The organism is Cytobacillus sp. Bac17 (genome assembly GCF_024519925.1).
Lineage (GTDB): Bacteria > Bacillota > Bacilli > Bacillales > Cytobacillaceae > Cytobacillus > Cytobacillus pseudoceanisediminis.
Window position 1 is genome coordinate 135,473 of sequence record NZ_JALJRC010000011.1, and the last position, 12,306, is coordinate 147,778.

General features: G+C 43.2%; 10 protein-coding genes. 3 read left to right on the plus strand and 7 right to left on the minus strand.

What is annotated here, in order from left to right:
• Positions 1-142: 142 nt before the first annotated feature.
• The 3 genes from NR125_RS15030 to NR125_RS15040 all read left to right on the plus strand — a co-directional run bounded on the left by NR125_RS15030 (position 143) and on the right by NR125_RS15040 (position 3,569).
• Entirely contained in the window at positions 143-2,008 is a 1,866-nt protein-coding gene (locus NR125_RS15030) for an LTA synthase family protein (RefSeq protein ID WP_256815610.1), read from the plus strand.
• Positions 2,009-2,150: 142 nt separating this feature from the next.
• Positions 2,151-2,300 carry a hypothetical protein gene (locus NR125_RS15035; protein ID WP_157380180.1) on the plus strand — a complete coding sequence of 50 codons (150 nt, stop codon included), beginning with the start codon at positions 2,151-2,153 and terminating at the stop codon, positions 2,298-2,300.
• A gap of 159 nt (positions 2,301-2,459) precedes the next feature.
• Positions 2,460-3,569 (plus strand): acyltransferase, encoded by a 1,110-nt coding sequence (locus NR125_RS15040; RefSeq protein ID WP_251156723.1) that lies wholly within the window; start codon positions 2,460-2,462, stop codon positions 3,567-3,569.
• A gap of 44 nt (positions 3,570-3,613) precedes the next feature.
• On the opposite strand, the gene NR125_RS15045 is transcribed toward NR125_RS15040, so the two are convergent.
• The 7 genes from NR125_RS15045 to NR125_RS15075 form a co-directional block, all read right to left on the minus strand.
• Positions 3,614-4,564, minus strand: coding sequence for a DUF3298 and DUF4163 domain-containing protein (locus NR125_RS15045; RefSeq protein ID WP_256815611.1), 951 nt, complete (start codon positions 4,562-4,564; stop codon positions 3,614-3,616).
• Positions 4,565-4,779: 215 nt separating this feature from the next.
• Complete coding sequence (locus NR125_RS15050; RefSeq protein WP_256815612.1) at positions 4,780-6,483, minus strand: methyl-accepting chemotaxis protein; 1,704 nt, start codon at positions 6,481-6,483, stop codon at positions 4,780-4,782.
• 201 nt (positions 6,484-6,684) lie between these two features.
• Positions 6,685-7,995 (minus strand): helix-turn-helix domain-containing protein, encoded by a 1,311-nt coding sequence (locus NR125_RS15055; protein WP_009332026.1) that lies wholly within the window; start codon positions 7,993-7,995, stop codon positions 6,685-6,687.
• A gap of 21 nt (positions 7,996-8,016) precedes the next feature.
• Positions 8,017-9,255, minus strand: coding sequence for a M20 family metallo-hydrolase (locus tag NR125_RS15060; protein ID WP_256815613.1), 1,239 nt, complete (start codon positions 9,253-9,255; stop codon positions 8,017-8,019).
• Between the two features lie 63 nt (positions 9,256-9,318).
• Entirely contained in the window at positions 9,319-10,593 is a 1,275-nt protein-coding gene (locus NR125_RS15065; RefSeq protein WP_009332028.1) for a M20 family metallo-hydrolase, read from the minus strand.
• A gap of 20 nt (positions 10,594-10,613) precedes the next feature.
• Positions 10,614-12,161: an AbgT family transporter gene (locus tag NR125_RS15070; RefSeq protein WP_071158403.1), complete on the minus strand. Its 1,548-nt coding sequence runs from the start codon at positions 12,159-12,161 to the stop codon at positions 10,614-10,616.
• Positions 12,118-12,306: hypothetical protein (locus NR125_RS15075; protein WP_256815614.1), on the minus strand; the 189-nt coding region annotated here is incomplete at its 5' end. The genes NR125_RS15070 and NR125_RS15075, both read right to left, overlap by 44 nt.

Genomic DNA, 12,306 nt, shown 5'->3' on the forward strand with positions numbered 1-12,306 from the left:
TTTGATAGTTTGTAAAAAAACAGTTTAAAAGTCCTATAGTTGATGGATTCGACAAACCCGCGAATGGTGTCAGAATATTTTTATTAATTTCCTGTAAATTAAGTGTTAAGATTTTGTAAAAGGCTTTTAAAGGTGGGGGAAAATGAAGTTAATAAAGAAGCACTATCCAGCTCTCCTGTCTCTAGCTTTGCTGGCAGGTTTTTTCAGCTTATGCTGGGCATTAAAGACCTTTTACTTTATCTATGAATTGGAGCTTAACCCGCATAAGAAACTGATTTTATTGTCTTCCTCCGGGCTGGGGGCTGTACTGGCAGGTTTGTTATTTTTCAGTAAAAAGAGAGTCCAGACAGCTCTGACCTTAATTGTTTACCTGCTTTTCTCGTTCCTTTTATATGCAGATGTACTTTATGAACGTTATTACGACGCCATTCTACATATCCAGCTAATACAGCAGGCCAATCAGCTCGGGGATGTAAAGGACTCGATTGCATCCCTTGTTTACGTTAGTGATATCTGGTATTGGATAGACATCCCTGCCGCTCTGCTGGTCCTTTATGTTTTTTCCAGGATAGATAGAAAGGCCAGGCATCCATTCATCGGATCAGCTATGTTAGCCGCAGGCACTGCTTTTATTTTATTCGCTGCCTTTTATCCGCTGAAAAATACTTTTTCCGATCAATATAAGGTTTCCCTTACTGGCATTCTGCCAGCCCATATCTATGATCTTTCGAGAACATACTATAACCAGGCTGCAGCCAAGGAAATAACCGCTGAGGAAAAGTCTGAATTGGAGATTATTGAAGATTATTTCAAAGAAAAGCAGGAGCTTTTAAAAGCATCCCCCTATTACGGAATGTTTGAAGGAAAAAATATAATCATGGTGCAGGCTGAATCACTCAATGAATTTCCAATTGGCTTAAAAGTAAATGGCAAGGAAATTACTCCGCATCTGAATGAGCTAATCAGCATCAGCCATTATTATCCGAATATCTACCTTCAAATTGGCAGAGGCAATACTTCAGATGCGGAGTTTGTTGCAAATAATTCTTTATATCCAATTGCCGATATGGGGGTTTATAAAACCTATCCAAAAAATAATTTCATCTCGCTTCCTCAAGTGCTAAAGAGGGAAGGATATACAGCAAATGCTGCCCATGGAAATTCACCTGAATTCTGGAACCGCAGAATGGCCTATCCCAGCCAGGGCTTTGATAACTTTTACAGCACTGAACATATAAAAATTAAAGAAAATGAAGTTATCGGAATGGGCGTTTCGGACAAAAGCATGTTTAATCAGATGATTGATATTTATAAGGAAGAGGAAAAGCCATTCTACAGCTTTATAGTTAGCCTGACCAATCATCGACCATTTGATCTGCCGGATAAATATCAATCTTTGAATCTTCCTGCAGAATATACAGAAACATTAACTGGCAACTACCTGCAGGCTACTCATTATTTTGACAGGGCTATTGGTCACTTTATCGAAAAATTAAAAGAAGAAAAAATATGGGATGATACAATCTTTGTTGTGTACGGAGATCATTACGGGCCTATTCCAAAGGATAAGGATGAGATTCACCAGCTGCTTGACGTAAGCTTCGATCAGAAAGAGCAATTCAATGTTCCGCTGATCATTCACCATCCAGGACAGACCACAGCTGTTAAGAATGAGATGACAGGAAGCCAAATGGACATCTTCCCTACTCTTGCTTCCCTGATTGGCATCGAGCAGCCGCTTGCACATTTAGGATCATCGCTTGATATCAAAAAAGAAGGGTTTGCCGGCTTTGCCTATGAAACGACCCCATACTCGTTTTATTCGGAACAATATGATTATGCCGCTTCACATAATGGGGTATTTCAGGATGGTATTTGCACAGACAACAAAACCGGAGAAAAAGTGTCAGTTAACGCCTGTAAAAAAACGTATGAACAGCTTGTAAAAGAAATTCAACTATCTGAATTTCTGCTGGAGAATAATTTAATTGGAGAATTGTTTAAATAATTTCGATGGATTCCAACAAAACCTGTGCATGATAGCGCAGATTTTGTTGGAATTTTTGTTGTTTTAATCTATTAAAATGGCGGTATATACGTAATAACTAAAAATTGGGATTTGAAATTTTTTTAAAAGGAGTTGTTTTTCGATGAAAATAAAAGCAGGCAGTTGGAGTTTATTATCCCCTCAGGACAAATTGTTTATTTTAGAGGCAGTAAGCAGCCGCTCGAAAAATCGGAAGCAGGAAGAACAGGCTCCATCTCAAGAATCATACATTCAACTATCATTTGATATATAGAAATCTGTAAATTTTTTTAGTAATTCCCTATCTTTGGATGCTTTATTAACAAAAAGCTACTTTATGATTAAAGTATGATAACATTCAGGACGTGCCCCTGTATTTCATATACGATGTAGTGGTGAATAAATTCCTTACTACTGCAAGGATGTGAAAGACATGGGCAAACCAAAAGCACATATTCAAGAGATCCACTATTTGCGGGCTATTGCCTGTATCTGGGTACTTTTAGTTCACGTTTCAGCCTCCTATTATTATGAGAATGGCGAAACCTATAATGAACTGACTCTTTTCATCAATCAAATTAGCCGTTTCGGTACACCTATTTTTGCTCTGATCAGCGGATTTCTTCTCTTTTATCAAACCCGTACACGGGGATTTAAGTTAAAGAAATTTGCTTTGAGCCGTTTTACGAAAATTGGTGTCCCTTTTATATTTTGGAGCATTTTCTATCTCCTGTTCATGTATATACTCCAGGGAGCCAATCCGTTTGAATCAGGAAAAAGACTATTCCTGATCAACTTCGCATTTGGAAATGCCTTTTACCATCTATATTTTATGTCCATTGTTTTCCAGTTTTACCTGCTGTTTCCGCTCCTTCAGCTGTTCCGTTCAAGAAAGAGCTGGATTTTCTTATTAGCAGGTTCAATCTTAACCAATCTATATGCCTTAAAGATGTATAACCCGGGACAGTTTGAAGGGATCTGGCAGGTTATTCTCAGCCAGCGTGCCTTTCTGCCGGCCTGGATATTCTTCTTTATTTTTGGCGGATTTTTAGCTTATTATTGGGAGCCGCTCAGCCAGTTCTCAAAAAGAAACAAGAAACTGCTAGGTGCTGGTGTCGTAATTATTACAGTGCTTGCTGTCGTGGAATATAAAATCATCGGGTCCGCCCCATCAAACCGGGCAACCAATATGATTAATATCCCAATTATCACTCTGTTTATGATGGGAATTGGGGAAGATATAAAGAAGATTAGCTGGTTAGAACTGTTCCTTGCAAAAATTGGAAGTCTCTCGATGGCCATCTATCTTGTCCACCCTTTCGTACTCTTAACATTCCAATCACTTGCACCGAAGAGTGTTTGGAATACTATTCACTTCCCGTTTGTTTTTGCGGTGATTCTGATAGGAACAATCGGGGTGGTTAAAGTGATACAGCTGCTGCCTTATAATCAGTATTTGCTGACAGTTCCTAAGGCCAAGGACAGTAAGGCTGAAAAGGTAAAGCATCTAAAGAAGCTGGAGGCAGAATCGAATACGGCTTGATATATCAAAGGCCCTAATTCACTATTTGAATTAGGGCCTTTTCTTTATTTAAAAACCTTATATGGCACCTTTACTTCCGGCATTCCGGCTGCATACGGTGCAACTTCATATTCATAGAACTTTATGGCAATGCCGGTGTTTGTGAAATAGAAAGGTCTATCATTAGCAAGCGTTATATCATTAATGTCCTCAGCAAAGAACATTTCTCCCCGTGCCGCCCGATTTTTTATGTCAGTGATTGCATACTTCTTAATTTTGTTTCTCGCGGTGCTGGTTTTTGCCACATCGAACATCTTCAGCTCAACACCCTTGAACAGGTCAAAATTATAAGATGTTACCGTTGACATTCCGTGTGCTCCGCCTGTGTACATATAATCAAAAACCAATATGCTTAAAAGATTGTTCTCATTATACTTGATCTTATAGGAAACATTATATTCATAGTTGTACATCCACTCTTCTTCTTCCGGTACGTGATAACCATGGTCATAATAGTAATCCCATCGATGCTCTTCCTCTTCATCCTCAAGGTTTTGGGCATTTGCGTAGGATTCTTCAAAGTGGTTTTTAATAATGGCATTGATGCGGTCTTTAGCAGCATTGGCCACCAAACTTGTAATCTGTGGATAAGCAAAGTCACCAGCATACTTTTTGGTAAAGTTCACACCCAGTGCCTGAACTTTTATATTGGACGGTGTTTCATATTTCACTTTGTTATCGCGGTCTATGTAATAGCCTCCGCCTAAACCCAGCTTGCCTGGAAGGAACGTATAAATTCTATACTTTTCCCCTGCCTTCAATGTTCTGGAGGGCGTCTTTTTAGATCCATCCCACTTGTATAATTCAGTGTTCTTTAATACTGTCAATCTTCCAATCTGGCCTTTTTTCAGCTCTGCTCCATCCCACATCACCCTGGCACTGGCGCCAGTTGGCAAAGAAACGAAAAGAAGCAAGAAGGATGCCAATACCATAACAGCTATTTTTGCCTTTTTCATCGGATACCTCCAAAAATTAGAAATAAATTCAGTTTCAGTTTCAGGTTATCACAGGACAAGCATATAGGACTATACAAAATAATTAAGTCTATATGCAGATTATGTTTTCTATTTGCAAGAAATCAGTCTATTTGCAGAATTACCTATGCAAGTTGCAAGCTCACCATATAGCCACCATAAAAAAAACGCCGATGAAAAACATCGGCGGTTCCCTATTACAATTTAAATCTCCCAACCAGCCGATTAAGCTCCTCCGCCATTTGCGAAAGTTCCTCAGAACTTCTGGAAACTTCCTCCATACTGCTGCTTGTCTGTTGGGAGGAAGCAGATGTTTGTTCAATTCCGGCAGCTGCTTCTTCTGAAACAGAAGCAATTTCCTCAATGGCTGCCCCCATTTGCTGGCTTTTTCCGGCCATGGTTTCCATTTTTTCTGTGATTGATTGAATGCTGCCCGCCATTTCATTTATTGCAGTGCTGATTTCTGTAAATGTTTCGCCGGTTGTTTTAATTTGACTTGTGCCTTTCTCGACTTCCTGATAACCGCCCTTCAATGAATCTGCGACATTGGCGGATTCATTCTGTATGCTTGAAACAATGCCCGTTATATCTTCTACTGATACAGTAACCTCCTCCGCAAGCTTTCTTACTTCATCTGCAACAACAGCAAACCCGCGGCCCTGTTCGCCCGCCCGCGCTGCTTCAATTGCTGCGTTCAGCGCCAATAGATTGGTCTGGTCCGCTATATCCTTAATGACAGATACCAGTTTCGAAATTTCCTGTGATTGGGCATCCAAGCCTTTCATTTTCTCTACGCCATCTTGGACAATCGTGTCAATAATACCCATTTGCTGAATCGAGGCTGACATTAGCTGACTGCCTTTTTCGGTCATTTCTATGACCTTCCTGGAAGATTCAAACACAGCTTCTCCACTTGAACTGACTTCCTGCATATTATCTGAGAATGTCTCCATAAAAGATGAGAGGTTAGAAGCATGTGTTGCCTGCGCTTCAGAGCCGGATGCGAGCTCCTGCATGGTAGAGGCAACCTGCTGGGATCCTGCCTTCACTTCCTCAGCTGACTGTGACAGTTCTTCGCTTTGGCTGCTCACTGTCTGCGATACTTCGTAAACCTGCTGAATCGTCATTCGCAGATTATGGCTCATGGCATTTACAGCCTCTGCCAGATGGCCAATTTCATCTTTTCCTTTGTATTGGATCTCCGGAACGTCAAGTTCTCCATTTGCGATGCGATTTGTTATACTCACAACTTCATTCAGATTGCGTGATACCATTCGGCTGATTAAGAGAGTTATCAATGCCCCGATTATAACGGCGGCCAGCATAGAAATAATGAGAGTATTAAAAGTGTGGAGCTGGCTTTCCTTTGTTGCCTTAACCGCCTGTGCCCGCTCCTCATTAACAATATTCTCGAGTTCATCTAATAATTGGACTGTAGCAAGCTGGATGTCACCGGCTTCCTCTGCAAATTGCTCACTTGCTTCTTTATCTCCTTTGTCCATTGCAGGAACAAGCTTTCTAAAAAAGATTTCATTTAATTTATGATCTTGAGCCACAATTTTATCAAACATATCCAACTTCTCTTCCGTATCCATTTTTTCTCTGATCTTTGCTTCCAGATCATCAAATTGTTCTCTTCGATCCTGAAATTCATCCATGTATTTCGTATCGGGCTTATATAAGTATTCATAAACCCTGATGGCCTTCGCCCGCGTAATTGATCCCATTTCTGTAATCTGGACAGCCCGGTCTCCGCGCTTCTCCAATGCACTTACATTATCGCCAATATCCCTAACCAATCCTAAAACGATTGCTGCTGCAATACCGAACAGGATAAAAACAATCAGAAGTGCGCCTCCATACTTCCATCCGATCTTAATGTCCCTAAGCTTTTTCATCATGCTGCCTCTCCTTGTAATCATGATTTCAATACAAATATTGAAAGATACGTACAAACTGTTTATCGGCCATTTGGAGATTTCTTCTAGGTGTTTTCTCCTATCGGTTAAAAATAAAAATAGACCAAAAAACCCAGCTGAATGATCAGCCGGGTTTCTCATTTCATTTAATCAATCGTTTGATTGGATAGTAGCTTTTGTTTCTTAAAGCTTCAACTCATAAACCTTCCGCGGCCGTCCGCGCTGCCCAGGCTGTTCTTCACCCGTCACTTTGGCAAGCCCCAGCCGCTCGAGCTCCGCCATAATCCTCCTCGAGTTGCGTTCTGTGTTTTTCAGCCATCTTGAGACTTCCTGCGCAGTGACAATCTTTTTTTGATAGTGCCTTGATAGGTATTCGATTTTGGATACGATTGCCGGATTGATTTTGGCGCCCTTAAAGCGTTCTTCCCATTCCTCTCCCCAAATGCGATGCTGGTAGGAGACCGCCTCTTCGCCGCTTTCGGAGAGGTGTTCCTTAATTTGTTTGGTTTCATCGACACTAACCACAGGCGAAGCTTTCTGATCCCGGGCATATTGGAGGGCGAGTCGGACATTCTGCTCTGCATCATATGCTGTCAGCCCGTAGCCGACACCGATTCTCACCTTCAGCTTGCTGTGGATTTTCGCTTCTTCTATTAGAGAGTACATGGAGGCCTCCTGAAAATGCATTTCCATTTCGCCCCGGGTTGTATAAATAAAGAATAGACCATCCCCGATCTGCACAAAGGAGCCTTGGACTTTTTCCGCATAATCAAGCATGACCTGCTTGATTTCCAGCTCATGCCGCTTCATTTCATAGGTGAAATGCTGCTCTTCCAGTGAGCTTGCAGAGTGAACGACTTCCATTCCCATAATCGCTATCTGGGAGCGCTTATACCAATTGGACTGGCCTCTTTCCCTTAGGTAGCGGAGTACAAGTTTAATGGCGACAGGGGAAGGGACCACCCGGTAGCATGGGATTCCCTGTTCCCTCAGCCGGTCATGTACCTCCTGGACACAAGTCAATGCGACCTCCGTCTTCCCTTCCTCAAAAAGCTTCTTATGAAAACGGATTATTTCCTCTGCCGGCTCGTATTCATTGTAGGAAAAAGTATGGATGTTTAAGTCCCCTAAAAAGTATGTATTCTTTAGTATATCAAGCTCCGATTCCTGAATGGTGTCCAGGCTTGCCTGCTGAAATCCGCCTTCCCTGATATGCGCTTCAAGGAGTGTTCCCAGAAGGCTGGAGCCATATAGTGGGGGATAATGCGCGTTTTCTTCTCCGATCAGCCCTTTTGAACGCGCGTAATAATAAGGAGCCTGTCCGGAGAAAAACCATAAATCGATTTCCGTTTTATGTTCCCTGATAATCTTTTCCGTTTCTTTTGTTTCCTTATAAATGTATGGAATCATCTCAAGCTCGCTGTATTCACGCGATAAGGCAAGAATGTGTCCAACGGAGTCTCCCGGCCCCACTACCCCAACGCGAATCTTCATTCTTTTCCACCTGCTTCTTCTTTATATGCTTGTTTCATTTTTTAAATATTGAGCGATAATCTCTGTTCCCATTCTCAGATCTTCAATAGAGGCAAACTCCTCAGGATGGTGGCTGAGCCCATTTTTGCAGGGAATGAATAAAAGCCCTGAAGGCCATTTGGCCGCCATATTCATGACATCATGGCCAGCACCGCTTTCAAGCACCAAGGCTTTGTATCCTAAAGTTTCACCTGATTGCTGTAATTTCCGCATCACTGCCTCATCCAGCTGAACGGATGGATTATGAACAAGCGTTTTTACTTCTATTTTAACACCAAAAGACTCAGAAAGCTGAAGACATTTTTCTCGGATGAGCTCCTCCATTTCTTTTTTCAGCGAATCTTCCACACTGCGGATATCGACTCCAAGCTCAACCGTTCCGGGAATCACATTCATGGCGTTCGGCTTTAGTTCAAAGGTGCTTGCTGTCGCTACAATCGGCACCGCATTGGAAGCCGATAAAGAAAGAGCTGTCTCTGATATGAATGAAACGAGAGGTGCAGCCGCTACAAAGGCATCCTTTCGTTTGCCCATCGGCGTCGTTCCTGTGTGCCCCATCTGTCCATTGATGATTACCTTTAAACGGATTGGGCAGGCAACTGCCGTCACTGCTCCAAAGTCTGCACCGGCATCTTCAATTCTGGTCCCCTGCTCTATGTGAAGCTCAATAAAACTTTTTAGAGCTGACTCCGGCCGTTCAGCCTTTTCAATAGCTTCCCACGACAAACCCATGCCCTCGACTGCCTGACGGATGGTGATGCCATCCTCATCCGTTACATCCTCCACTTCGCTCTTATTAAGCAGGCCGCTCATAGCCTTGCTGCCAATGGTTGATACGCCAAAACGGGATGATTCCTCCGATGCAAAACAAATGACTTCAATTGGTGAAGCAGGTTCGAATCCTTCTTCTTTCAATTTCTTTACGGCAGCCAGACCGCAAAGGACACCGGCCACACCATCATAGCCACCTCCGCCTTTGACCGTATCCACATGAGAACCTGTGGCAACTGCAGGCGAGGAATTTTCAGATTCCCAGCGGGCAATCGCATTCCCCGCTTCATCTCTTCGAACCTTCAAACCGATATCCTCAGCAATGGAAACAAATACATCAATGGCCCGCCATTCTTCTTCCGTGTAGCCTAATCGGCAGAACCCTTCAGCCTGGTTCATGCTGTCTGTTAAATTTAACGCTTTCAGATACTTATCCAACCATTCATTCATTTTCAACACTCCTCCCTGATCTCATGAAGAAAATGAGGCAGATTGCTCTGCCTCATCTATTCCTTAATTTAATTTTTTTATAGATTCAAACAGCAGCCGGACGGCATTCATCATTGTGCCTTCATTAATATCAAACTTTTCGTTATGATGGCCTGCTGCTAGCTCAGTACCGAAAATGCAGTATGTCGCCTGTCCTCCATTTTGCTGAACACGCTCCATGAAGAAGGTTGCATCCTCAGAGCCTGCAGGTGAATTGTCTTCAAGGATGCTTTCCTTTATATAGGAAGCTTCTTGTGCACAGGCATGCAAGACGGATGCCAGCTCTTTTGAACCTTGAGCACTAATGGCCTCGCCCACAGTACGAATCTCGTATTCTACGCCATACATTTGGGCTGATCCTGCGATAACAGCTTCGGCCTGGGCTTTGACATATTCGTTAATTTTTGTCGTTTCCCCGCGTGTTTCTATCTTCAGCACCGCTTTATCTGCGATGATATTTCGGCCTGAGCCTGCATGCATTTCACCCACGTTGATGCGGGTCGCCCCTTCTGAATGACGCGGAATAGCGTATATATTCAAAGCAGCAGAAGCCGCGGCGAGCAAAGCGTTTTTACCCTCTTCCGGATTTCCGCCTGCATGGGAAGATACTCCTTTAAACGTTACATCAAGTTTTGACGTAGCCAGGAATCCGTTTTTTGATGCCACAAAATGTCCATCTGGAACTCCTGTACCGACATGTGAGGCAATTAAATAATCCACATCATCGACAACTCCTGCTTCGGACATCGAACGAGCCCCGCGGGTGCCTTCCTCGGCAGGCTGAAAAATCAATTTGATTTTCCCCTTAAGGCTGTCTTTATTTTCAGCAATTAAGCTTGCCAGGCCAAGCCCGATGGTTGTATGTGCATCATGTCCGCAGGCATGCATGGTGTTTGGAACTGCAGACCTGAATCCTTCTTTTTGCGGAAAATGGCTGTCTGCCTCTGATTCATGGATCGGCAATGCATCCATATCAACACGGAATGCAATCACCGGGCCATCCTTTTTGGTATCCATTGTTGCGACAATGCCTGTATAGCCGTCTGTAAAAGCTTCGATATATTCTTTTTTCGCACCGTTTTCGAGAGCCCATCGATAATGTGCGGCTGTTTCCTCTTGATTCGGCTTCCCCATAAAATAATCAGCTGCCATTACCTTCCTGCCCATTTCCAGCTGGAATCCAAGGTCATCCAGGATCGATGCGACAATGGAGGCTGTCCGCATTTCCAGAAATCCTCCCTCTGGATAGCGGTGAAAATCACGCCGCCACTCTTTTAATTGATTTTCAAGATTACTCACTTTTTAACCACATCCTATTCTTATAGATAAGGACCGATTCCCGGACCAAACGGGATTCCAAAGAAGACGAACACTAAAAGCATAATGATCCACGTGATCAGGAACGTAACCGAGTACGGAAGCATTAATGAAATGAATGTTCCAATTCCCGCTTTTTTATCATACTTCTGCATAAACGACAGGGCGATAACCATATATGGCATCATCGGTGTCACGATATTCGTAGATGAATCTGCTACACGGTATGCCACTTGCGTGAATGCAGGGTGATAGCCAAGCTGCATAAACATTGGCACAAACACAGGTGCTTCAAGCGCCCACTTGGCTGAACCCGAAGTGATCAGGAAGTTCAAGGAAGCTGTAAAAATGATGTAGCCAATAATCAATCCGATTCCGGTGAACTCCACGTCCTTCAGGAATTCTGCCCCATTTACCGCTACCCATGTAGCGATATTGGACCAGCTGAAGTATGCGATGAATTGGGCGATTGCGAAGATTAAGACAATATAGGACGCCATATCCTTCATCGATTCAGCCATAAAGTTGGCAACATCTTTACTGCTCTTAATGTTTCCAACCGTAATACCATATACAGTACCAATAATGATGAAGAAGAACAGAATAATTGGAATAATGCCATCCAGGAATGGAGATGGAACAAGTCCGCCATCTTCATTGGTTAACGGGCTGCTTGGTATAAGGATCGTTCCCACAATAAGGGCAATATAGGCAAACCCGGCAATGGCTGCATTCCGCAAAGCCTTGCCGGCATTAGGCGGATCTTCAGCAATAGCTTCCTTTACCTCATCGCCTTTATATTCTCCAAGACGCGGTTCAATGAATTTCGTCGTAACAAGTCCGCCGACAATGGTTAAAACAAATACAGAAACAATATTAAAATACCAGTTATCAATTGGCGTAACGACAATATTCTCGTCTATAATCTTGGCAGCTTCTGTTGAAATCCCTGCCAAAAGTGCGTCCGTTCCCGCAATCAGCAGGTTTGCGGTAAACCCGGCACCCGCTGATGCATATCCTGCAGCCAATCCGGCAATCGGGTTACGGCCGATTTTATAGAAAACCATTGCAGCAAGCGGCGGCACCAGAACCATCGCAGCATCTGAAGCGATATTCCCCATAATACCGACAAACACAACTGTATACGTGATTAATGCAGGCGGTGATTTTAAAATCGTTTTCTTAATGGCATAATCCAGCATACCGACTTTCTCAGCAAGACCGATCCCGAGCATCATGGACAGAACCAGGCCAAGCGGAGCGAACCCGGTGAAGTTATCAAGCATGGATGTCAGGATGAAATTCAGGCCTTCTGCAGATGCCAGGTTCTTAACTTCCAGCTCCTCTCCAGATCCGGGATGGACAACAGTAGCCCCAAAGGCGCTAAAGATTGCTGAAACAATAATCACTAGCACTGCGAGCCCGGCAAATAATATAAATGGATCCGGGAGCTTGTTGCCGACCTTCTCAACTCCATTGAGGAATCTCTGGGCAATCCCTGTTTTTTTATTTTCTGTTACCACTTTCTTTCCTTGTTTTTCTGTTTTCATATACTCCCCTCGCTTTTCTGTTTTTTTTGTATTTTCTTAATTTTGAGTGTAGACGATGCTTTCCGCTGCGGCGGCCAGGTTCGGACTCACTCTCCCTGTTTTCTGCTTCTTCTGTCCGAAGTGGCACTAAGTTCGGACTCACTCT

Coding starts and splice junctions, on each gene's coding strand:
- NR125_RS15030 (WP_256815610.1), top strand. CDS start 143: ATGAAGTTAATAAAGAAGCACTATCCAGCTCTCCTGTCTCTAGCTTTG.
- NR125_RS15035 (WP_157380180.1), top strand. CDS start 2,151: ATGAAAATAAAAGCAGGCAGTTGGAGTTTATTATCCCCTCAGGACAAA.
- NR125_RS15040 (WP_251156723.1), top strand. CDS start 2,460: ATGGGCAAACCAAAAGCACATATTCAAGAGATCCACTATTTGCGGGCT.
- NR125_RS15045 (WP_256815611.1), bottom strand. CDS start 4,564: ATGAAAAAGGCAAAAATAGCTGTTATGGTATTGGCATCCTTCTTGCTT.
- NR125_RS15050 (WP_256815612.1), bottom strand. CDS start 6,483: ATGATGAAAAAGCTTAGGGACATTAAGATCGGATGGAAGTATGGAGGC.
- NR125_RS15055 (WP_009332026.1), bottom strand. CDS start 7,995: ATGAAGATTCGCGTTGGGGTAGTGGGGCCGGGAGACTCCGTTGGACAC.
- NR125_RS15060 (WP_256815613.1), bottom strand. CDS start 9,255: ATGAATGAATGGTTGGATAAGTATCTGAAAGCGTTAAATTTAACAGAC.
- NR125_RS15070 (WP_071158403.1), bottom strand. CDS start 12,161: ATGAAAACAGAAAAACAAGGAAAGAAAGTGGTAACAGAAAATAAAAAA.